Below are 20,589 nucleotides of genomic sequence, written 5' to 3' on the forward strand. Positions count from 1 at the left end.
TTAATACCCCCTCATCCTCTCTTCGATATACGGTTTATCCAACTCTGGAAATATTGTACCCCTCATAAGACCTTGTTCAGGCGGATATGCTGATATATATTTCTGCATTGGTATATATGCTTCGGCTAAGCCTTTTTGTCCTGCGTCAAAGTTTTGTATATAAAATCCGTTATACTCATACATATCTATGACCTCCATTTAAAGTTTTCAATATATAATATTCATAAATATATATTTGTGTGATAACATGCGTATGTAGATTGTTTTGACTCCCAAACTAATTCAAAAGGTGCAGAGAAGCTCTACAGCATAGCAAGGGAATTTGCAGGTGAAATATCTAATAAAGTTTTATTCGACTTGTATTGCAGTACTGGGACTATAGGAATAATAATGGCACCGTTGGCTAAAAAAGTCATAGACATAGAACTTGTTGAAGAAGCCGTCGATGCTGCACGAGAAAATGCACAATAAATGGACTTAAGAATATACAGTTTATAGCGGGTGATGCCGTACAAAAATAGTAGAAAAAGTAAAGTGCGTTAATTTCGATAAAATGGGAGAAGTTTCCTGTCACAAAACCAAAAGCTATGTTGTTATTATAGTTAGAAACACCATCATCAATATGCATAACCAGCGAAAAAGATATGATGCGGTTACGATTGAAGAAGTTGCATTTTGCATTGCTAAAGAGCAATTAGAACGAACTGATGATTTGGATTATTTTGCGGAAGCCATATGAAGTTGCCTGCCATATATAAAGATGTACAGAGGCTTAAATACGTCCAGGAATTTTCAAATTAGGAAATAGCAAAGATCTTGGATATATCTGAGGCGACGGTCAGAAAACGGCTTGAAAGCGCAGGCACATGCTTGAAGAAATTTTGGAAAGGGAGGAGAGTACCGATGTTCATCAGTTTTACGGATGATATGCTTAAAAAAGGCCACTTTATATAGGTATGTGCAAAAACAGCTGTTGGAAAAAACATTTATCTCACATCTACTCTGCAGCGTTATTCTAACGGATCATGGTCAAACGTGAAAAGCTGGTCTAAATCTTCAACATCTTTGTCAGCATCTATACTCGAAACATATCAGATGTCCGGTGGGACTTACAGAGTTGAGACATATTACTATATATCAGAGGATGGTGACAGGGAGATGGGTATAATTTACAGCAAGACAATAACGTATTGATTGGAAAAATTTCATTAACATCCATATATTGATAATCGATATATAATGCTATAATTGAAAATATAAATAGTCTGCTTGTGAAGCTATGAGCACGTATATTCTTGTTAGGTGTTAATTAAGACAAAAGAAGGACTATGTTGAAAAAATTAAGATAGGATGTTTGCCATTTAATATGTCAACTTTAAAATAGGAGGTATTGTGTTGAGTAAACTTGAAATTACACTTTATACAATTTTTGCATACATTCCATTGACTGTATTGATAGCAATTCCTTTTTTCATCACTGGTATTATAAAAAAGAAAAGAGGTCAAAAATCTAAAAATTTTTTTGTTGTAGGTGGAATTTTTCTGGGAATTTTTATCCTTTGGATTATAGTTCTTTTTGTTGCAGGAATGTACGGATTCGGTCCAGGAAGGTTTGATTCTTAGTTATGCTTTAAATAATTTCTGCATCTGATAAATTTAACGAATGAGAAAAGTTCATCCTTTATGCACAGTTTTCCTCGACCATCTGGGTTCTTTCCGTGATTCATCCATTTACCATGTAGCAACAAGGTTTCTGTAGCACATGAGTCGGATTTTCCGTGATGAACAGGAGAAGGTTCCCGTAGGTCTGCATATGCATGTGGAAAGCAAGCTATGTCGAAAGATTCGGCAGAAAAAGATTGCCCAAGACCATGTCCCGGACGATAACTTACAGGAAATTATTACATTTTAAAGGGAACAGGAGATCCTTACAAAATGGCAAAACAATCAACTATTAACAGTAGCCCATTTTAATACAAATAGTTAATTCAGAAATAAATTAAAGGGGCATTGCCTTTAAATGATATAAAAGCAACGCCCCTTTAATGGACTAAATTACCCTATAATCAACCAGCTTAATATGTTGCACTTGTATATATTGCAATATCATAGCTAACAATGGCACCAATGCTATTTGCATAAGCGCCATAGTTGTTTAGTGCTGTTGCCATAGCCCCGGATACACCAGGGGCGCCCATCCAATCTTTATATTCAAAATCATAGGTGTCATGGAATCTTATGTAAATAGTCCATTTGCCATTTACTTTTTCTGCGCCGGCAATGTAAGAAACCTTATTTAATGCCAAAAACAAATCTGTAGTGCTATTTAGAGTTGTACTGCCAGTATCACTCCAAACAGTTTTTGATGTCTTGGCTAACTGAGACTTTATGTTCTTAACAATAGATTTAAATTCTGAACTATTTTGAACCTGATTGGACCGTGTACTTCCGCGATTATATGACTTATCGCTTGGAGAATCTTGTAAAGAATGATCCAATAGTTCAGCAGCAAATTTGTAGCCCAAAGCATTTCCTCCTGTGACTACAGCCTTAAAGGAAAGTCTTACAAGAGCCTTAGTTACAGCATTTTTTGATTCTGCTGTATCCTCTATCATGCCTTGTTCGGCTGCATAATCAACAAATGCAGTAATCGTATTGTTATCAGATGCAAAAAAATGAGAAGCAATTCTGTTTTGCGAAAACTCGTTATATGCTTCGACAAGTTTCGGTGTGAGAACATCTAACTGTTTGTCCATCTCATCAATAGCAGCGGAATTCTGTTCAGCAGCATGCATTTCCTGCTTCAATTGTTCGACTACCATTTTGTCATGGTAACTTGTATCTGTTTCAGCAGCAAATGCCATGACATTTGCAGATCCTATAATGACTACAGAAATAAACAACGCAAATACTTTTTTCAGCTTTGACATATAAAATCCTCCTCACATCCTTTGAATTTTAACAGTTGATTTAAGCTCTTATCGAAAGTGTATTAATTGAACAATGAAATCATCTCCTTTAAAAATCTACTAAAATGAGTTTCTATATATTAAAACAATTGGAAAGTGTTGTTTGTGACAGTATTAGAGAAAAAATACAAAAAATAATAACAATTCTAATATAGCGACTATTACAAATTATTTATCAAAAATCATATTTTTGCATTTTGGTATCCAGTTATTACTTGAGTATTGCGGCAGTAAGCTTGAATCGCAACGTTTTTATACGGAGATATTGGTTTTACGATTCCATTTCCGAAATAGTTGTTCGATTTTTTATATCTGAGAGCAAAGTGAAATCTATGATTTTTAGAGTTCGGCTCAAACTGAAAAATTATTTAATAAAGGAAGGCTTTGAAATATGACCCGCATCTTTTTTAATCTGACAATTGAACTTATAGATGACGATTTGATTGCAGAATTAGCTAATATAATAGTTTTTGTGCTCAGTTTACTGAAATTCGTAAACTCATCCGCTTTTAGTGTGCACAACATGGGCGATATCTAGGCGGTTAAAGTCCGCTGTGGGCGAAGTCATGGGAACCATTAGCCAAGAGGGAGCCATGGAGTCAATAGTATTGAAGTAGATGAACTTCTACCATATCTTAAAGAAAACTTTAAACCATAAAGCAACAATCACTGAAAGGAAAGTATGAGCTACAACCAGTGTGAAGAGTAGAAATTCATGAACCGATGTATACCGAACGGTACGTACGGTGGTGTGAGAGGACGTTAAATAAAATAATTATTCAGCTCCTATTCGAATGATTTTTATCTATTGACACGTGTAATATACACGTGTTATGATATAATTATCAGGAGGAAGGGAAATGAAACCCAAGGAATTAATAAAAATGCTTCAGAAGGAAGGATGGATAGTAAAAAATCAGAGAGGTTCTCATGTACATATGATACATCCTTCAAAGCCAGGCAAAATTCAAATTCCATATCACAACAAAGACTTAAAGCCTAAAACATTGAATTCAATCCTAAAGCAAGCAGGGTTAAAATAAAAGATCCTGCTTGCATAAAAGGTTAATATAAAATAAAAATATAAGAGGAGGTTTTGTTATGGATAGATATATTTTTCCGGCTGTATTTGAGTCTGACGGAAACGGTGGTTATACTGTAACTTTTCCCGATTTGCCAGGATGCATAACCGAAGGTGATACACTTGATGAAGCATTGTATATGGCTAAGGATGCTTTAGAGCTTTATATATATAATTTGGAAGAAGATAATGAAATAATTCCAGATCCAACAGCACCAGAAAAAATAAAAGTTCCTGAAGGTGCTTTTGTAAATCTTATTGAGGTTTACATGCCTCCTGTTCGTGATGAAATGGCCAATAAAAGTGTCAATAAAACAGTAACAATTCCGCGATGGTTAAATGAGGCAGCGGAAAAGGCAAATATAAACTTTTCGCAAGTACTTCAATATGCACTAAAAGAACAATTAAAAATAACAGATAGATATAAAGCACTCTAAAATAGGTGCTTTATTTTTTAGTATTACTTCATTTAATGTTTTCAATATATAATGTTCATGTTATATATTTATGTGATAATATGCCTCATCGAAAATATTTTGACGTATTTACACATGTATGATATATATAATGTATATTAAAGTTTAGGGGAAATGTGACATGAAGAAAAACGAAGAAATAATAGTTAATATAGATGATATGGACTTAAATGGACATGGATTAACACATTTAAGTGGCAATATTATTAAAGTAAGAGGAGCTATTAAAGGGCAAAAGGCAAAGGTGAAGATAAAAAAAATAAAAGGTGAAGAAATTGAGGCAGATGTTGTAGAGGTACTAGAGAGATCGCCTATGGAGTCCGATGATGTATGTAGTCATTTTGGTAAATGTGGCGGTTGTGCATATTTAAATATAAATTATGAAGATCAATTAAAATTGAAAGAAGATTATGTAAAAAAACTTCTTGGTGAAGCAGGAATAAAAGATTTTGAATTTCTCGGCATTGTCAGAAGTCCAGATGCCTTTTTATACAGAAACAAGATGGAGTACACGTTTGGAAAAGATGACAATGGGATAAGTCAGTTGGGACTTCACGTGAAAGGCAGGTATTACAATATTGTAACGACGGAAGACTGCAGGATTGTTGATAGTGATTTTATCACCTGCTTAAAAATTGTTTTGGATTATGCAAAACAGCACAGCTTACCACACTATAATATAAAGACACATGAAGGCTATATGAGATACTTAGTTATTAGAAAAGCTGCAAATACAGGTGAGGTTATCATTAATGTTGTTACAACATCTCAGATAAAACACGATTTTAGTAAACTGGTAGATGAGCTTAGAAGCATAAAATTAAATGGTAAACTTATAGGTATATTACACACTGTAAATGACAGCTATTCTGATGCAGTTAAGTGCGAAAAACTTACAGTTTTGTACGGCAGAGACTATATAATGGAAGAAATACTCGGTCTTAAATTTAAGATAAGCGCATTTTCATTTTTCCAAACTAATTCAAAAGGTGCAGAGAAGCTCTACAGTGTAGCAAGGGAATTTGCGGGAGAAATATCTAACAAAATTTTATTTGACTTGTATTGCGGTACTGGGACTATAGGAATGATAATGGCACCACTTGCGGAAAAAGTCATAGGCATAGAACTTGTCGAAGAAGCCGTTGATGCTGCACGAGAAAATGCGCGATTAAATGGGCTTGGCAATATACATTTTATAGCTGGTGATGTTGCACAAAGAATAAGGGAGATAGACGAAAAGCCAGATGTGGTTGTATTAGATCCTCCGAGACCGGGAGTAAATCCAAAAGCTGTAATGGACATCATAAAGTTAAACCCAGAAAAGATAATCTACGTATCATGCAATCCTGTATCACTTGCTAGGGATTTAAAAATGTTGACACAGAGACAATACAAAGTGGAAAAGGTAAAATGTGTTGACATGTTTCCTCACACATATCACGTTGAGACGGTGGTTCTGTTGACAAATGTAAAAAACAAATAAGTGCCTAAAAAATGGTTTGAACCCTAGGTTTTCAAGTGATTTGCCATCTGCCTAAAATGTGCTTTTTGACGGTGGATATACATGTAAGATATGTGTGTTTTATTGCGCCACTGTTCATGAAAACACATTTACAATCTTTCGTGGCGGTTTTCGGTGGGTATGGGGGTATAAACATTTCTTTAACATCTGTTTGTTACAATTATAAAAGCTTAAAATAAAACGGAGGTGTTTGCCGCATGGTTAATATACTCGTTGTTGAAGATGATGAAAAGCTAAATCAGCTGATATGTACCTATCTTAATGATAACGGATATTCTGCAAAAGGATGTTTGAATCCGAAGGAAGCATATGATTTAATGTATAATAGTACATACGATTTAATAATTTCGGATATTATGATGCCGGAAATCGACGGTTATGAGTTTGCAAAAACGGTGCGTGAATTAAATAAGGTTATTCCTATACTTTTTATCAGTGCTCTTGACGATATCTCATCAAAACAAAAAGGATTCAGGGCAGGCATTGACGATTATATGGTAAAGCCGATTAATATGGATGAGCTGGTACTGCGCGTAGGAGCGTTGCTTAGGCGGGCGAATATTGCCAATGAAAAGCGGCTTATAGTAGGAAGCCTTGTAATGGACGCGGATGCAATGACTGCGACGGTCAACGGGGAGGAAATCCCGGTGACAGTGCGTGAATTCAACATACTCTACAAAATGCTTTCGTATCCCAACCACACCTTTTCCCGTGCACAGCTCATGGATGAATTTTGGGGGATTGACAGCGAAACCAGCCTTCGTGCCGTAGATATATATATAACTAAACTTCGGGATAAGTTTTCCTGCTGTGAGGATTTCAAAATTGTTACGGTACATGGGCTTGGGTACAAGGCGGTGCTGAAATGAAAATAAAGAAACAAATAGAAAAGGATAGCCGTGTCAAAACCAGGCATTTTGCTTGGATAGAGTATGCCTTGACCTACTTTGTATTGCTGACATTGTCTGCAGGTCAGTGGATGATTTTTAACAAATATGTTAATTTTGGCAGTGTGCCACCGGAATTTATTTGGAGTATGCTTGGGTATTGGGCAATTGTTACTGCAATTTTTAGCCTGGTTACTCACCATCAGATACGCAAGAAGTTTGATGAACCGATGCGTCGGCTGAGCGAGGCTGCAAGAGACGTGGCAAATGGAGATTTTTCAGTATATCTTGAGCCTATCCATGCATCGGACAAGTTTGATTATATGGATGTAATGTTTGAGGATTTCAATAAGATGGTGGAAGAACTGGGCAGTATCGAAACATTGAAAAGTGATTTTATAGCAAACGTATCACACGAGATTAAGACACCGCTATCCGTTATTCAAAGCTATGCCATGGCGCTGCAGAAAGAAAATTTGTCTTTTGAACAGCGTAAAGAATATACAGATACAATAATTACGGCATCTCGACGGCTGACAGCACTTGTTACTAATATGCTCAAGCTGAATAAACTTGAAAATCAGGAGATAAGACCAGTTGCGGAGCCATATGATTTGTGCAGGCAGTTATGCAACTGTGCGCTTTCTTTTGAAAACTTGTGGGAAGAAAAAGGAATCGAATTTGAAGCAGATATTGAGGATCAAGCCGTTATACGCGCGGATGAAAGCATGCTGGAACTAGTATGGAACAACCTGTTTTCCAACGCTATAAAATTTACCGAACCAGGTGGAAAGATTACATTAAAGCAGACTTCTGATGAAGACACAGTCACCGTATCAGTGTCCGACACAGGTTGCGGAATCAGTGATGAAGCGATGAAGCACATTTTCGACAAATTTTATCAGGGAGATACATCTCATTCCAGCGAAGGAAACGGCCTTGGCCTTGCCCTTGTGCTTAGAGTTATTGAACTGTTAGACGGCTCTATATCGGTAAAGAGTGAGCCGGGCAAAGGCTCAACATTTACAGTCAGATTAAGAAAAAATATATAAAAGCGAATTTTTACACTATTAAGTACAAATATTAAAACCAAGCAGCGTGAATTTGACTTTTTAATTCATGCTGCTTTTTTGTTAAAAAATTCTCATTTGATTTATTTCAAATTAATATTTCTTAAACATTTCTCCAACAATTTAAAAACATTGCTATAGCATAATAGAAACATCAGATAAAGAACGGGTAATTAAACTCGTGATTCTGATAAGAAATTTTATAAAAAGGAGCGATTGATATGAGTGAGACTGAAAAAAATAATTTTATCGGCTATGAGTACAAGGATATTACTGTAAAACGCGACATGGAAGCATTATATGTAGACAGCTATCCCTACTTTGGCTGGGTACTGGATGGCACTAGCCCTGCCGTTAAGGGGCTGACGCATGTTACCTTGAAATTCAAGCGTGACCGAAAAATTAAGAACAAAGCTGAGTTGACAAGACTTCAGCATCAATTCGAGAGTCATGCAAAGGAAATCGAGAGGTTGGAAATGTCTAAAGTAGTTGGGGCAAGCGCCGTAGCATATGTTATTGGCGTCATTGGAACGGCCTTCATGGCAGGCTCAGTATTCAGCTATTTAGCTAATATGCTGCTGCTCAGTATAATTCTTGCTGTCCCTGCGTTTATCGGCTGGATAATACCGTATTTCTGTTATGTGCGAATCCGAAACAAAAAAACTGACAAAGTAGCCCCTATGATCGATCAGCAGTATGATGCCATTTATGAGGTGTGCCAAAAAGGAAATGCACTGCTGAACAAGTTTTAATTAACACTATGAAAAGGGGAAAAAACATGAATCGAATCTATCTTTTAACAGGGGCTACTGGCCTGCTTGGAAGCAATATTTCTCGCCGGCTTATTGAACGGGGAGAAACAGTACGTGCACTTGTTCTCAAGGACGACCCGGCTATTAAATATGTTCCCAGTGGTACTCAAGTTGTTATGGGCGACGTACTGGATATCCCGTCTTTGGAGGAATTTTTCAATGTGCCGGATGAACTGGAAATCGTAGTAATCCACAGCGCCAGTATCGTGACTCTAGATCCGAATCCCAACAAGAAGGTGTGGGCTGTTAATGTACATGGTACACAGAATATCATTAACATGTGCCTGAAATACCACGTGAAAAAGCTGGTTTATATAAGCTCTACAGGGGCTATCCCGGAACTGCCTGGCAATCAGCCAATTCGAGAGGTTGATCATTTCACAACAAAAGGATTGGTAGGATATTATTCGGTGACCAAGGCGGAAGCAAGTCAACTGGTGCTGGACGCGGTTAAAAAATATCCGCAACTGGATGCATCTATTGTGCATCCCAGCGGTATCTGCGGTCCCAATGATTATGCATTCGGTCCAGTTAGCTCTGTAATCATACAGTATGCCAAAGGTGAACTGACTGCTGCCATTGAGGGATACTTCAACAGTGTTGATGTACGAGATTTGGCCGATGGTGTCATTGCATGCTGCGACAAAGGTCGCCGAGGTGAATGCTATATTATGGCAAATTGTCTTGTTTCGATGAAAGAGATGTTTGAGATTTTAAATCGAGCCTTGGGGATAAACCGTAAAATCACTATTTTGTCTGTGCCTGTTGCCAGGCTTATTGCCAAAATTATGGCCATTGGCAGCAAGATTACCGGCAAACCTCCTAAACTTACCGATTTTGCAATCTATAACTTGACTCGCAATAACAACTTTGATTACAGCAAAGCAGAAAAGGAACTCGGTTATAAGTGTCGTCCGTTTGAAGATACAATATTTGATGAAGTGCAGTGGCTCAAGGCAGAGGGGAAGATTTAGTGGAAGGCAATTTTGTAAAAGGAGTGTTATAGATGAGTGAAGTTATAAAGAACGAGAATAATTTTGTTGTCTTTGAGTACAGGGACATTACTGTTAAACGTGACATGGAAGCCTTGTATGCAGACAGTTATCCTAACTTTGGCTGGATATTGGAAGGCATTACAAATAGCATTAAGGGACCAATTTATGTAACATTGAAATTTAAGCGCGACCGCAAGATTAGGAACAAAGCCGAACTGACCCGGCTTCAGCGTCAGTTTGAGAGCTATGCAAAGGAAATCGAGAGATTGGAAATGTCTAAAGTAGTCGGGGCAAGCACTGTGGCATATGTTATTGGCGTCTTCGGAACAACGTTTATGGCAGGCTCGGTGTTCAGCTATTTGGCTGGTATGCTGCCGCTCAGTATAATTCTTGCAGTTCCAGGGGTTATAGGCTGGATAATTCCGTATTTTTGCTATGAAAAAATCAAAAGCAAAAAGACGGATGAAGTATCCCCCATTATTGAACAGAAATATGACGCAATTTATGAGACATGCGAGAAAGCCAATCGTTTATTAAATAATTGACACAGAAAGGAAGTGCTTATCAATGGGTATTAAGTCCGATTTGCAGGCTGTAGCCCTGCGCAAGGCGTATGAATTCGTGGACCGCGATCCGGAAACCAACATCCCTAAACTCGTTTATTTTCTTGACAAATTTATACCGTCAGGAATTCTTGACGAGCAAATAGACGCGGTTAAAAAGGTTATATCGGAGACCGAAAGCAACTGGTACAAATATATAATCAGCCTTTGGACGGATATTGATGATGATGTGAGAAAAAAGATTTTTGAAAATTTTGTAATAAATGCATCCTTGAAATGGGGAGATATAAATGAAGAGCTTCAGGAAAAGTATAACTGCAATATCCCATGGGCGCTTTTAATTGACCCTACGTCGGCCTGTAATCTCCAATGCACTGGGTGCTGGGCGGCTGAATACGGAAACAAGTTGAACTTGACATACGATGAGCTTAATAACATTATTTGCCAGGCGAAAGAGCTTGGTGTCCGCTTTTTCCTTTATTCTGGGGGAGAGCCTCTTGTAAGAAAGGCGGACATCATCCGTTTGTGTGAAACACATCCAGACTGCCAGTTCAGTGCGTTTACAAACGGCACCCTCATTGATGAAGCTTTTGCTGATGAAATGCTGATGGTCAAGAATTTCATCCCTGCCATCAGCGTTGAAGGCTTTGAAGAAGATACTGACTTTCGGCGTGGAATCGGCACATTCAAAAAAGTTGAAAAAGCTATGTCGATACTCAAGGCCAAGCGTCTGCCGTTCGGGATCTCCTGCTGCTACACGAGCAAAAACGTTCACATAATTGGTTCGGAGGAGTATTTTGATCAAATGATTGAATGGGGTGCGAAATTTTGCTGGTTTTTTACATATATGCCTATTGGGAACTCAGCAGTACCAGAGCTGATGGTCAGCGCCGAACAAAGAAAATTTATGTATGAGCAGGTGCGCAAATTCCGCGGAACAAAGCCTTTATTCACTTTGGATTTTTGGAACGACGGAGAATATGTGGACGGATGTATAGCAGGGGGAAGACGCTATTTGCACGTCAACGCAAATGGCGATATAGAACCTTGTGCGTTCATTCACTATTCGGATTCTAACATTCGTGAAAAGACTCTGTTGGAAGCTTTGCAATCTCCGTTATTCATGGCTTACCACGATCGTCAGCCGTTCAACGAAAACCACCTGCGCCCTTGTCCGCTGCTGGATAACCCAGATGCATTAGTGGAAATGGTGGAAACCTCAGGTGCGCACTCCACCGATTTGGAAAATCCTGAAGATGTGCACCGCCTTTCTGCCAAATGCAAAATCCCCGCAGAAAATTGGGCACCGGTTGCAGAGGAGCTTTGGAAATGCGCAGGACATTGTTCGGCGTGCAATAAGTCGAAATTGGCGTAAAGAAAAAAATCGTACGAATGTGAAAGCTGTTATCGGTGACGTCATTGTTGTTGTTGCGGCTGTTGCTGTAATCAGTAACTGTAAATAATGAAGAAATATCACAATAAGGCATGATTTTGTTAAGCAGCCTATCGTATATTTGCTTAATTGTGGTATAGTAAGTATCTAAAAATGAAAAGAGGTGAATTAAATGAAAACTATCATTGTCATTTTAATAATTGCTGTTGTAGGTGTCATCGGCATAACTGCAGCCAAGAAAAAGCGCAAGTAATATATCATGCAAAGAAAGGAAAAACCATGTTTTATAGTCACAAATAAAACTAAAATATAAATCTAAACGCAAAAAGCCTTGAATCAATAAAAACTGATTTAAGGCTTTTTTATACATGTGCGCCAGGCATGGGCGATAGCTAGATTGAGGATTAATGTTCAATCTCCAGGTCCTGTTGAGATAAATTGAAAAATTTACATTGATTCATCTGTTTTTTATCCTGTATGACAATTTCATCTTATAAAATCTATTGACACGTATTGAATACGTGTTATAATATTAGTTAAGGGAGGGTAATATATGAAATGTTATTCGTCCCGGGAGATACTCAAAATACTTCAGCAAGATGGTTGGTACATAGTAAAAATTAATGGAAGTCATCATCAACTTAAACATCCAGTAAAACAAGGAAAAGTAACTGTACCACATCCTAAAAAGGACATTCCTTTTAAAACTGCAAAAAGTATTTTGGATCAGGCAGGACTTAAACTCGAGTGAGTTCTGCCTCCCTCCCTGAAACAAGCCAAAAGGAGGCTTTTAGATGAAAGAAACATATATTTATCCTGCTATATTTGATTATGCATCTGACGGTATTTCTGTCAGTTTTCCCGATTTACCTGGCTGTTTTACATGTGGAGATAATGAAGAAGAAGCTGTAAGAAATGCAAAAGAGGCTATGGCACTTCATATTTCAGGTATGGAAGACGATGGAGATGTTATACCAGAACCAACTCCTATTTCTAAGATAAAAGTAGAAGATAATCAAATTGTTGTACCAATAGAAGTATGGATGCCATACTATAGAAGTAGTATTAAAACTGTTTATGTAAAGAAAACACTGACAATACCATCATGGCTCAATAGTGTCGCCGAAAGAAGCAAAATAAATTTTTCACAGGTACTTCAAGAGGCTCTTAAAGAAAAATTGGGAATTAGAGAATATAAACAATAAGCACTCTAAAATGGGTGCTTTATTTTTTAAGATTATTCACTGATAACATATTAGTACCTATTCTTTTGTTTTTATATCTGTTAATGTTGCTTTTGCTGCCCTGTTGGCATTGTGTATCTTTGTGTGTAGTATCTCAATGCTACTTAATTCTTTTAGGGGATTGCCTAGCATTAACATCGTAATAAGCGGTGCTATCGGAGGTAGCAGTAAATCAATCATTACTGTTATACCAATGGGGAATATGATCTTTTCTGTTTTTGTTACAGGTCTTGCTTGTTTCATCATGATCTACCTTTCTTCTTTAGTCGTAAGCAATTTCATTATTTGCGGTTGAATCAAAGGCATAAGAGCCATGTACGAATATGCTGCCACAGATATCTGTGCCATTAAATATGGAGCCAGTTTTTGTATTACATATATTGCCATTGGGCCGCCTGCACCCCCGATAATACCAATTACACCTGCTTCATTTATGTTAAAGCCGAAAAGCTTTGCACCGATAAAGGCTATAAAAATTCATATGTGTGCAGCAGTACCAAGTATTATAAATGAAGAGTTGACTTTCCAAACATCGAAACTACATTCCACTTATCATCAGCAACAATGGCGATTTTCATCATCAAGCTGATATCCAGCGGAACAGTAATTGACAGAGATTTTACTGCTTCGATTCATGCATTGAAGAAGGAACTTATTCAATCACATTGTTGTTTAACGCAGCCCCTACGACAGCATTGATAACATTTTCATCAAATGCTTAGTATATTCGCGGAAATATGTCTATGAAAACTTTTAAATGCTTATCTGTACAATTTTACTTAGCAGGTTGAGTCTGGTCGTTTTGCAATCAAATACGTCCAAGAACGGGATGTGAAGATAGAAACAATCTATCTTCTGAGATTTACCCACTTCTGCATTCGGAATAGAATAGGGAACTTTATGATTGGACGAAAGACAGAGAAAACAAGGCTTAGACGAAGCATCATAAAAATGCAAGCAACCCCTACGGGAAAACCGACACTTTTGCCTATTTAAAGATCAATTGACAGTTATAAACGCTGTTTTAAGAGGTTATTACAACAAAATAACTTCATAATTTTCATAGAAGATGACTACAAGATTTTTAATAAGTTCTTGGGGTGTTTTTTTATAAAAAATGAAAAACATCTTGACTTGGAGTTAACTCAAAGGTTTATTATTATATTAACACTTAGCGGTCATGGGATTTTCAGCAGGTGCATGTGTCGCAGCAATGTCAGCAATACAATGGAATACTCCAGGACTTGCTGAGAAGCTTAGGGTACCAAAAGATGGCATTAAGCCAAACGCAACTGTTATTTGCTATAGTGCAAGCTTACTGTCGACCATATTTGACAACATTACATTAAAAAAGGAGAGATAAAACATGAAAATTTTAGTTATTGAAGGAAGTCCACATAAACATGGTTCTTCAAATCTGCTTGCAGAACGTTTTATTGATGGGGCAAGAGACGCAGGACATGTGGTGACGGTATTTGATGCGGCACATGCGAATTTGCATCCATGTCTGGGATGTGACGCCTGCGGCATGGCTGGAGTATGTATTCAGAAAGACGATATGGAATCGTTAAAAGATGTCATCAGACATTCGGATATGATCGTATTTGTTACGCCATTGTATTACTTTGGATTTTCGGCACAGATAAAAATGGTAATAGATCGTTTCTACAGCTTCAACGGAGAATTAACATCTAAAGGACTGAAAACAGCGCTGATTGCAGCAGCATGGGATAGCAATAATGAAACAATGGAATTTTTAAAAAACCATTATTTGAAATTGTGTAATTATCTAAACTTCAAAAATCAGGGTATGATTTTAGGAGTGGGTTGTGGTTCCCCTTCCATGACAGAGAGGACAAAATATCCGCAAAAGGCCTACGATTTTGGAAAATCACTAAAATGACATTGCACTTTTTGGTTTAAAGGATAAAACAAAAAATAATTAAAATAAATATGGAGATAAATAATTACAGAATAATTTTTAAAAACATCTTGACTTAGAGTTAACTCAAAGGATTATCATAATATTAACACTTAAAGGTGTATGTGTAAATTTATTAGATCAAAAAATACTGGAGGAATGAAAATGAGTTTTAATATGTATGTGCCGACAAGATTTATTTTTGGTTGCGGAAGACTTAGCGAACTGCACGAGCAAAAACTTCCCGGCAAAAAAGCAATGGTAGTAATCTCAAATGGAAAATCTTCTAGAGAAAATGGTTCCCTTGACCGCACATTAAATGAACTTTCCAAAGCTGGTATAGAAAGTGTTGTGTTTGATAAGGTTCAGGCAAATCCGCTTAAGTCTACTGTTATGGCGGGGGCTAAGACAGCAAGGGATAACGGATGTGACTTTATAGTTGCCCTTGGTGGCGGCAGCGTAATGGACGCTTCCAAAGCAATGGCGGCAATGGCAACAAACGACGGCGACATTTGGGACTATATCAACGGCGGTACTGGCAAAGGCAAAGCGCTGACAAATGATCCGCTTCCTGTAGTTTGCATTACAACAACCGCAGGAACTGGTTCAGAAGCGGACCAATGGGGTGTCATCACAAATGACGAAACCAATGAAAAAATCGGTTTCGGCGGTGATGACCGTTTGTTCCCGGTGATTTCTATTATTGATCCCGAATTAATGAAGACAGTTCCACCTAAATTTACTGCTTATCAAGGTTTTGATACACTTTTTCATGCTACAGAAAGCTATATTTCCAAATTTGCAAACCTGATGAGTGATATGTATGCCTTGACATCAATCGAAAACACAGCAAAATATCTTCCACGAGCAGTAAAAGATGGCGGAGATATGGAAGCGAGAGAACGCATGGCTTTTGCCAATACCCTTTCCGGCATAGTTATGACTATCAGTGTAACTACCGCAGAGCATTCCATTGAGCATGCTATGAGTGCATATCATCAGGATTTGCCTCATGGTGCAGGGCTTATCATGATTTCAAAGGCATTCTATGAATTCTTTATTGAAAAGCATGCTTGTGACGAGAGATTTATTACTATGGCAAAGGCAATGGGAATCAAAGATGCTAATAGGGCAGAGGATTTCATTACCGCGTTGGTGGATTTGCAAAAGGCATGTGGAGTGGCAGATCTCAAAATGAGCGACTATGGCATTACTCCTGATGAATTTGATAAAATCGCTACAAATGCCCGTGAAACCATGGGCGGTCTTTTTGCAGCCAATCCTTGTGAAATGACACATGAAGATGTCGTTGAGGTTCTTAAGAAATCATATAGATAGGAGGATTTTTATCATGGATTATGTGACTTTAAATAATGGAATAAGAATGCCAATGGAAGGTTTCGGCGTGTTTCAGATAGAAGACGCCAAGGTCTGTGAACAGGCTGTTTTAGATGCGTTGGACGCGGGCTATCGTTTGAGATTGATACTGCATCTGCTTACTTTAATGAGGAGGCCGTTGGAGCAGCAATCAGAAAGAGTGGTATTCCACGAGAAGAATTGTTTATTACTACCAAATTGTGGATTCAGGATGCCGGCTATGAAAAAACAAAAAAAGCATTTCAGACTTCTTTGGATAAGCTGGGGCTTGAATATCTGGATTTATATCTGATTCATCAGCCATTTAATGATTATTATGGTTCTTGGAGAGCGATGGAAGAACTTTATGAAGAGGGGAAAATTCGGGCTATTGGTGTGAGCAACTTTTATCCTGATCGTCTAGTTGATTTATGCGTTAATGCAAGGATTATCCCTGCAGTCAATCAAGTGGAAATCCACCCATTTTTCCAGCAGGATGAGGCGCTTAAAATCATGAAAGAATTTGGCGTGCAGCCGCAGGCATGGGGCCCTTTGGCTGAGGGTAAGCATGGTATTTTTAAAAACGAAATACTGACCAGTATCGCAAGCAAATATGGTAAAACTGTTGCCCAGGTTGTTCTTCGTTGGAATGTTCAGCGCGGAGTAGTTGTTATTCCTAAGTCAACACGGAAGGAACGTATTGAAGAAAATCTTAACATCTGGGATTTCGCACTCAGTGATGAAGATATGGCTAATATTGCAAAGCTGGATCTTGGTCACAGCGAAATTATCGATCATTTTTCACCTGAGACGGTAAAGTGGCTGAATGGATGGAAAATTCACGAATAATGCTCGGTAGCATCCTCAATATATTCTAGATTGGAGGATGTCACCATGAAAGGAGTAAGATGATGAAAAAACAGACAGCAGGCAGAGATGCCCTTGGCTCATTTGCGCCAAAATTTGCTGAATTAAACGATGACATTCTTTTTGGAGAGGTTTGGTCTAGAGAAGACAAATTGTCATTAAGAGATCGCAGTATTATCACTGTGACTGCCCTCATAGCAAAAGGTATATTTGACAATTCCTTAAAACATCACATTACTAATGCAAAAAACAATGGTGTTAGTGCTGAAGAAATGGCAGAAATAATCACGCATCTAGCGTTCTATGTAGGATGGCCTAATGCATGGGCAGCATTTTCATTGGCAAAAGAGATATATGCTGAATAATCAAAAAAATTGAATGGAGTGAATTTTATTATGGATAGAAATGAATTAGAAAAGATATCTGATTTTCCATTAGGTGAGGAAAATGTAGCATTTGCCCAATATTTTACTGGAAAGAGCTATTTAAGCCTCTTAAATGATAAAGAAGTAAATATTCATAATGTTACGTTCGAACCTGGATGCAGAAACAATTGGCATATACATCATGGCTGTGGTCAGATACTGATCTGTGTTGGTGGGCATGGCTTATATCAAGAAGCTGGGAAAGATGCACGACTATTAAAAAGCGGCGATGTAGTATATATACCACCTGAGATTAAGCATTGGCACGGCGCCGTCAAGGATGAAGGGTTTGCACATCTATCATTAACAGTTCCGACGGAAGGAGCAAACACTGAATGGTGTGAACCGGTTACCGATGAAGAATATAACAAACTTCTTTGAAATTTTTAGATAAAGTGAAAACCTCTTGACTTAGAGTTAACTCAAAGGCTTATCATGGTATTAATACATAATTATACCCTTAAAGTATTGATTTAAAGAGGTGAGTAGAAATGAATAAATTTAATGACAAAAAAATTTTAATAGCCTATTTTTCAAGAGAAGGAGGCAATTATGTCAGTGGTCGCATTGTGAATTTGTCGGTTGGAAATACGGAAGTTGTAGCTAAAATGATTCAGAAAATAACCGGCGGTGAACTGTTCCGCATTAACACGGTAAAAAAATATCCTGATGATTATACAGAAGCTACAAAAGTTGCTCAGCAAGAATTACGTGATAATGCAAGACCTGAGCTTTCAGAATATCTTGATAATATTGACGACTATGAAATTATCATATTATGCTATCCCAATTGGTGGGGAACTATGCCTATGCCTGTATTTACTTTTCTTGAGAAATATGACTTTACCGAAAAAACCATTCTTCCGGTCTGTACACATGAAGGAAGTGGTTTGGGACACAGCGAAAGCGATATAAGAAAGACTTGTCCAAATGCAAGGCTTGAAAAAGGGCTTGCTATAAAAGGTAGCAATGTACATTCAGCTCAGCCTGAGATTGAGAAATGGCTGCAAAAATTCATAAATAATTTTGAGGAGGAAAAGTAAAATGGAATATTCAAAACTAGGAAATTCTGATATTCTTGTTTCTCGTATTTGCGTAGGTTGCATGAGCTTTGGTGACACGTCAAGTAATTTTCATGCATGGACACTAAACGCTGAAGATAGTGAAGCAATAATCAAACATGCTCTTGATCTTGGCATAAATTTTTTTGACACTGCAAATGTATATTCTGGCGGTACCAGTGAAGAATATCTTGGCCGTGCGATAAAGAACAATATAGCTCGTGATAAGGTAGTTATAGCTACTAAAGTTTATTTTAACGAAGGCAAACTTTCAAAAAAAGCGATACTTCGTGAGATTGATGGCTCACTAAAACGGCTTGGTACAGATTACGTTGATCTTTACATTATCCATCGGTTTGATTACGACACACCGATAGAGGAAACGATGGAGGCACTTGACAGTCTTGTAAAGGCAGGAAAGGTGAGAGCTCTTGGCACTTCAGCAATGTACGGCTACCAGTCAAGCTTTAAAAATAATTGAAGATATATTTGAAGCCTTAAAAAAGAGGAGGGAATAACATATTATGAAAAAATTAGGCTTTGGATTGATGCGTCTGCCACTATTAGACAATAACGATCAGGCAAGCATCAATATGGAAGAAATGAAACATATGGTAGATACTTTTATTGAGAATGGATTTACTTATTTTGATACAGCATATATGTACCATAATTTCAAAAGTGAAATAGCAGCCAGAGAGGCGCTTGTAAAAAGGCACTCTCGTGACAGTTTTACTTTGACAACAAAAATGCCGACAATGTTTCTAAAAACAAAACAAGATATGGAGCGTATTTTTAATGAACAGCTTGAAAAATGCGGCGTTGAGTATTTTGATTATTATTTGCTTCATAATCTTGGAGTATCTCATTATGAGGTAGCACAGAAGCTTGACAGTTTTGAATTTATTCAAAATAAGAAAAAAGAAGGAAGAATCCGAAAAATCGGCTTTTCATATCATGACAATGCTGATTTGCTTGATAAAATATTAACTGAACATCCCGAGGTTGATGTGGTACAGCTTCAAATTAATTATTTGGATTGGGATAACGAAAGCATCCAATCTCGAAAATGTTATGAGGTAGCAAGAAAACATAATAAAGACATCATTGTAATGGAACCTGTAAAAGGAGGTACACTTGCGAATATACCAGAAAAAGCTGAAAAGCTGTTTAAAGATTACGCTCCAAATATGTCAGTTGCTTCTTGGGCAATACGCTTTGCTGCAAGTCATGACGGCATCATGGTTGTGCTGAGTGGTATGAGCAATATAAAGCAGCTTCTTGACAATATCAGCTATATGTATGATTTTAGACCTATGACAGAAGAAGAATTTGGAATTGTTAAAAAGGCTGTTGATATAATCAATGACTCCATTGCCATACCATGTACTGCCTGTGGTTATTGCGTTGATGGATGCCCTAAGAATATTCCTATTCCAAAGTATTTTGCTTTGTATAATGCAGAAAAACAAGCTATGAATACAGCCTTTTCAATACAAGGTGTATATTACAACAATTATGCGAAAACCTACGGGAAGGCTTCTGAATGCATTAAATGTAGACAATGCGAAAGACAGTGTCCGCAGCATCTGCCTATTTCAGATTTGCTCAAAGATGTTGCAAAAACATTTGAAAGTGTCTAATTTGCCGGCAAAACCGAGCTGAACCTTCCCCTTGCCGTCCAAAAGCTCAAAAAACTATTCGGCATTCAAACACTGCTGCTGGAGGGAGGAGGCATTGCTAACGGGTCATTTTTGCAGGAGGATCTGATCGATGAAATTAGCCTTGTGGTAGTGCCTGCAGCCGAATGCAATGAAAGTGAAATCCCTCTTTTTAAAACAGGGAAATATGATGCCAAAACCACTTCGGCAAAATCTTTTAAGTTAAAAGAAGCAAAAAGACTAAGCGATAATGGCCTTTGGCTGGTCTATTCAAAAAATTAAAAAG

General features: G+C 37.6%; 26 protein-coding genes and 2 pseudogenes. 25 read left to right on the plus strand and 3 right to left on the minus strand.

Features of this window, described 5'->3' with window-relative positions; all coding sequences use genetic code 11:
- Nucleotides 1–183, minus strand: a complete 183-nt coding sequence (locus tag J2Z80_RS00520) for a spore coat associated protein CotJA (protein ID WP_209452612.1) — start codon at nt 181–183, stop codon at nt 1–3.
- Between the two features lie 90 nt (nt 184–273).
- On the opposite strand from J2Z80_RS00520, the pseudogene J2Z80_RS00525 reads away from it, so the two are divergent.
- From J2Z80_RS00525 to J2Z80_RS00535, 3 genes and pseudogenes are all read left to right on the plus strand, one after another.
- Nucleotides 274–518 (plus strand): annotated as a pseudogene (locus J2Z80_RS00525) (methyltransferase domain-containing protein); the annotation flags it as partial.
- Nucleotides 519–1,035: 517 nt separating this feature from the next.
- Nucleotides 1,036–1,194, plus strand: a complete 159-nt coding sequence (locus J2Z80_RS00530) for a hypothetical protein (RefSeq protein ID WP_209452613.1) — start codon at nt 1,036–1,038, stop codon at nt 1,192–1,194.
- A gap of 201 nt (nt 1,195–1,395) precedes the next feature.
- Nucleotides 1,396–1,623: a hypothetical protein gene (locus J2Z80_RS00535; protein ID WP_209452614.1), complete on the plus strand. Its 228-nt coding sequence runs from the start codon at nt 1,396–1,398 to the stop codon at nt 1,621–1,623.
- 452 nt (nt 1,624–2,075) lie between these two features.
- On the opposite strand, the gene J2Z80_RS00540 is transcribed toward J2Z80_RS00535, so the two are convergent.
- The gene (locus J2Z80_RS00540) at nt 2,076–2,930 is read right to left on the minus strand and encodes a hypothetical protein (RefSeq protein WP_209452615.1); all 855 of its coding nucleotides are present in this window, start codon (nt 2,928–2,930) and stop codon (nt 2,076–2,078) included.
- Nucleotides 2,931–3,829: 899 nt separating this feature from the next.
- Between J2Z80_RS00540 and J2Z80_RS00545 the strand changes: the two genes are divergently transcribed.
- The 11 genes from J2Z80_RS00545 to J2Z80_RS00595 all read left to right on the plus strand — a co-directional run bounded on the left by J2Z80_RS00545 (nt 3,830) and on the right by J2Z80_RS00595 (nt 12,973).
- Nucleotides 3,830–4,012, plus strand: a complete 183-nt coding sequence (locus J2Z80_RS00545) for a type II toxin-antitoxin system HicA family toxin (RefSeq protein WP_209452616.1) — start codon at nt 3,830–3,832, stop codon at nt 4,010–4,012.
- Nucleotides 4,013–4,070: 58 nt separating this feature from the next.
- On the plus strand, nt 4,071–4,487 hold the full coding sequence (locus tag J2Z80_RS00550) for a type II toxin-antitoxin system HicB family antitoxin (protein WP_209452617.1): 417 nt from the start codon (nt 4,071–4,073) through the stop codon (nt 4,485–4,487).
- 160 nt (nt 4,488–4,647) lie between these two features.
- Nucleotides 4,648–6,009, plus strand: a complete 1,362-nt coding sequence (rlmD, locus tag J2Z80_RS00555; protein ID WP_209452618.1) for a 23S rRNA (uracil(1939)-C(5))-methyltransferase RlmD — start codon at nt 4,648–4,650, stop codon at nt 6,007–6,009.
- 236 nt (nt 6,010–6,245) lie between these two features.
- A complete protein-coding gene (locus J2Z80_RS00560; protein ID WP_209452619.1) occupies nt 6,246–6,917 on the plus strand; it encodes a response regulator transcription factor in 672 nt (223 codons plus the stop codon).
- A 248-nt stretch (nt 6,918–7,165) separates the two neighbouring features.
- A complete protein-coding gene (locus J2Z80_RS00565; RefSeq protein WP_209452620.1) occupies nt 7,166–7,987 on the plus strand; it encodes a HAMP domain-containing sensor histidine kinase in 822 nt (273 codons plus the stop codon).
- Nucleotides 7,988–8,226: 239 nt separating this feature from the next.
- A complete protein-coding gene (locus J2Z80_RS00570) occupies nt 8,227–8,757 on the plus strand; it encodes a hypothetical protein (protein WP_209452621.1) in 531 nt (176 codons plus the stop codon).
- 26 nt (nt 8,758–8,783) lie between these two features.
- Entirely contained in the window at nt 8,784–9,791 is a 1,008-nt protein-coding gene (locus J2Z80_RS00575) for an NAD-dependent epimerase/dehydratase family protein (protein ID WP_209452622.1), read from the plus strand.
- A gap of 32 nt (nt 9,792–9,823) precedes the next feature.
- The gene (locus J2Z80_RS00580) at nt 9,824–10,357 is read left to right on the plus strand and encodes a hypothetical protein (protein ID WP_209452623.1); all 534 of its coding nucleotides are present in this window, start codon (nt 9,824–9,826) and stop codon (nt 10,355–10,357) included.
- A gap of 22 nt (nt 10,358–10,379) precedes the next feature.
- A complete protein-coding gene (locus J2Z80_RS00585) occupies nt 10,380–11,750 on the plus strand; it encodes a radical SAM protein (RefSeq protein ID WP_209452624.1) in 1,371 nt (456 codons plus the stop codon).
- 571 nt (nt 11,751–12,321) lie between these two features.
- A complete protein-coding gene (locus J2Z80_RS00590) occupies nt 12,322–12,519 on the plus strand; it encodes a type II toxin-antitoxin system HicA family toxin (protein WP_013297373.1) in 198 nt (65 codons plus the stop codon).
- Nucleotides 12,520–12,562: 43 nt separating this feature from the next.
- A complete protein-coding gene (locus J2Z80_RS00595) occupies nt 12,563–12,973 on the plus strand; it encodes a type II toxin-antitoxin system HicB family antitoxin (RefSeq protein WP_209452625.1) in 411 nt (136 codons plus the stop codon).
- Nucleotides 12,974–13,030: 57 nt separating this feature from the next.
- Here the strand turns inward: J2Z80_RS00595 and J2Z80_RS00600 are convergent.
- Nucleotides 13,031–13,489, minus strand: a pseudogene (locus J2Z80_RS00600) (sodium ion-translocating decarboxylase subunit beta).
- On the opposite strand from J2Z80_RS00600, the gene J2Z80_RS15350 reads away from it, so the two are divergent.
- The 11 genes from J2Z80_RS15350 (at nt 13,446) to J2Z80_RS00650 (ending at nt 20,585) form a co-directional block, all read left to right on the plus strand.
- Complete coding sequence (locus J2Z80_RS15350; RefSeq protein ID WP_245301054.1) at nt 13,446–13,601, plus strand: hypothetical protein; 156 nt, start codon at nt 13,446–13,448, stop codon at nt 13,599–13,601. The pseudogene J2Z80_RS00600 and the gene J2Z80_RS15350 sit on opposite strands and share 44 nt — an antisense overlap.
- 591 nt (nt 13,602–14,192) lie before the next feature.
- Complete coding sequence (locus tag J2Z80_RS00605) at nt 14,193–14,375, plus strand: hypothetical protein (protein ID WP_209452626.1); 183 nt, start codon at nt 14,193–14,195, stop codon at nt 14,373–14,375.
- A 3-nt stretch (nt 14,376–14,378) separates the two neighbouring features.
- A complete protein-coding gene (locus J2Z80_RS00610) occupies nt 14,379–14,915 on the plus strand; it encodes a flavodoxin family protein (protein ID WP_209452627.1) in 537 nt (178 codons plus the stop codon).
- A 183-nt stretch (nt 14,916–15,098) separates the two neighbouring features.
- On the plus strand, nt 15,099–16,271 hold the full coding sequence (locus tag J2Z80_RS00615) for an iron-containing alcohol dehydrogenase (RefSeq protein ID WP_209452628.1): 1,173 nt from the start codon (nt 15,099–15,101) through the stop codon (nt 16,269–16,271).
- 189 nt (nt 16,272–16,460) lie between these two features.
- Nucleotides 16,461–17,138: an aldo/keto reductase gene (locus J2Z80_RS00620; RefSeq protein WP_432422699.1), complete on the plus strand. Its 678-nt coding sequence runs from the start codon at nt 16,461–16,463 to the stop codon at nt 17,136–17,138.
- Between the two features lie 62 nt (nt 17,139–17,200).
- Nucleotides 17,201–17,521, plus strand: coding sequence for a carboxymuconolactone decarboxylase family protein (locus J2Z80_RS00625; protein WP_245301055.1), 321 nt, complete (start codon nt 17,201–17,203; stop codon nt 17,519–17,521).
- Between the two features lie 30 nt (nt 17,522–17,551).
- Nucleotides 17,552–17,962, plus strand: a complete 411-nt coding sequence (locus J2Z80_RS00630; RefSeq protein WP_041587539.1) for a cupin domain-containing protein — start codon at nt 17,552–17,554, stop codon at nt 17,960–17,962.
- A gap of 110 nt (nt 17,963–18,072) precedes the next feature.
- Nucleotides 18,073–18,624 carry a flavodoxin gene (locus J2Z80_RS00635; RefSeq protein ID WP_094043168.1) on the plus strand — a complete coding sequence of 184 codons (552 nt, stop codon included), beginning with the start codon at nt 18,073–18,075 and terminating at the stop codon, nt 18,622–18,624.
- 1 nt (nt 18,625) lies between these two features.
- Nucleotides 18,626–19,123: an aldo/keto reductase gene (locus tag J2Z80_RS00640; protein WP_245301056.1), complete on the plus strand. Its 498-nt coding sequence runs from the start codon at nt 18,626–18,628 to the stop codon at nt 19,121–19,123.
- A gap of 43 nt (nt 19,124–19,166) precedes the next feature.
- Nucleotides 19,167–20,285 (plus strand): aldo/keto reductase, encoded by a 1,119-nt coding sequence (locus J2Z80_RS00645; protein WP_209452630.1) that lies wholly within the window; start codon nt 19,167–19,169, stop codon nt 20,283–20,285.
- An 18-nt stretch (nt 20,286–20,303) separates the two neighbouring features.
- Complete coding sequence (locus J2Z80_RS00650; protein WP_209452700.1) at nt 20,304–20,585, plus strand: dihydrofolate reductase family protein; 282 nt, start codon at nt 20,304–20,306, stop codon at nt 20,583–20,585.
- Nucleotides 20,586–20,589: the final 4 nt, after the last annotated feature.

Origin of the sequence: Thermoanaerobacterium butyriciformans (genome assembly GCF_017874545.1) — a bacterium.
In the GTDB taxonomy this organism is placed as follows: Bacteria; Bacillota; Thermoanaerobacteria; order Thermoanaerobacterales; family Thermoanaerobacteraceae; genus Thermoanaerobacterium; species Thermoanaerobacterium butyriciformans.

What these genes read in the sequence shown, in the direction of transcription:
- J2Z80_RS00520 (WP_209452612.1), bottom strand. Translation starts at nt 183, where the DNA reads ATGTATGAGTATAACGGATTTTATATACAAAACTTTGACGCAGGACAA.
- J2Z80_RS00540 (WP_209452615.1), bottom strand. Translation starts at nt 2,930, where the DNA reads ATGTCAAAGCTGAAAAAAGTATTTGCGTTGTTTATTTCTGTAGTCATT.
- J2Z80_RS00545 (WP_209452616.1), top strand. Translation starts at nt 3,830, where the DNA reads ATGAAACCCAAGGAATTAATAAAAATGCTTCAGAAGGAAGGATGGATA.
- J2Z80_RS00550 (WP_209452617.1), top strand. Translation starts at nt 4,071, where the DNA reads ATGGATAGATATATTTTTCCGGCTGTATTTGAGTCTGACGGAAACGGT.
- rlmD (WP_209452618.1), top strand. Translation starts at nt 4,648, where the DNA reads ATGAAGAAAAACGAAGAAATAATAGTTAATATAGATGATATGGACTTA.
- J2Z80_RS00560 (WP_209452619.1), top strand. Translation starts at nt 6,246, where the DNA reads ATGGTTAATATACTCGTTGTTGAAGATGATGAAAAGCTAAATCAGCTG.
- J2Z80_RS00565 (WP_209452620.1), top strand. Translation starts at nt 7,166, where the DNA reads ATGCGTCGGCTGAGCGAGGCTGCAAGAGACGTGGCAAATGGAGATTTT.
- J2Z80_RS00570 (WP_209452621.1), top strand. Translation starts at nt 8,227, where the DNA reads ATGAGTGAGACTGAAAAAAATAATTTTATCGGCTATGAGTACAAGGAT.
- J2Z80_RS00575 (WP_209452622.1), top strand. Translation starts at nt 8,784, where the DNA reads ATGAATCGAATCTATCTTTTAACAGGGGCTACTGGCCTGCTTGGAAGC.
- J2Z80_RS00580 (WP_209452623.1), top strand. Translation starts at nt 9,824, where the DNA reads ATGAGTGAAGTTATAAAGAACGAGAATAATTTTGTTGTCTTTGAGTAC.
- J2Z80_RS00585 (WP_209452624.1), top strand. Translation starts at nt 10,380, where the DNA reads ATGGGTATTAAGTCCGATTTGCAGGCTGTAGCCCTGCGCAAGGCGTAT.
- J2Z80_RS00590 (WP_013297373.1), top strand. Translation starts at nt 12,322, where the DNA reads ATGAAATGTTATTCGTCCCGGGAGATACTCAAAATACTTCAGCAAGAT.
- J2Z80_RS00595 (WP_209452625.1), top strand. Translation starts at nt 12,563, where the DNA reads ATGAAAGAAACATATATTTATCCTGCTATATTTGATTATGCATCTGAC.
- J2Z80_RS15350 (WP_245301054.1), top strand. Translation starts at nt 13,446, where the DNA reads ATGTTAAAGCCGAAAAGCTTTGCACCGATAAAGGCTATAAAAATTCAT.
- J2Z80_RS00605 (WP_209452626.1), top strand. Translation starts at nt 14,193, where the DNA reads ATGGGATTTTCAGCAGGTGCATGTGTCGCAGCAATGTCAGCAATACAA.
- J2Z80_RS00610 (WP_209452627.1), top strand. Translation starts at nt 14,379, where the DNA reads ATGAAAATTTTAGTTATTGAAGGAAGTCCACATAAACATGGTTCTTCA.
- J2Z80_RS00615 (WP_209452628.1), top strand. Translation starts at nt 15,099, where the DNA reads ATGAGTTTTAATATGTATGTGCCGACAAGATTTATTTTTGGTTGCGGA.
- J2Z80_RS00625 (WP_245301055.1), top strand. Translation starts at nt 17,201, where the DNA reads ATGAAAAAACAGACAGCAGGCAGAGATGCCCTTGGCTCATTTGCGCCA.
- J2Z80_RS00630 (WP_041587539.1), top strand. Translation starts at nt 17,552, where the DNA reads ATGGATAGAAATGAATTAGAAAAGATATCTGATTTTCCATTAGGTGAG.
- J2Z80_RS00635 (WP_094043168.1), top strand. Translation starts at nt 18,073, where the DNA reads ATGAATAAATTTAATGACAAAAAAATTTTAATAGCCTATTTTTCAAGA.
- J2Z80_RS00640 (WP_245301056.1), top strand. Translation starts at nt 18,626, where the DNA reads ATGGAATATTCAAAACTAGGAAATTCTGATATTCTTGTTTCTCGTATT.
- J2Z80_RS00645 (WP_209452630.1), top strand. Translation starts at nt 19,167, where the DNA reads ATGAAAAAATTAGGCTTTGGATTGATGCGTCTGCCACTATTAGACAAT.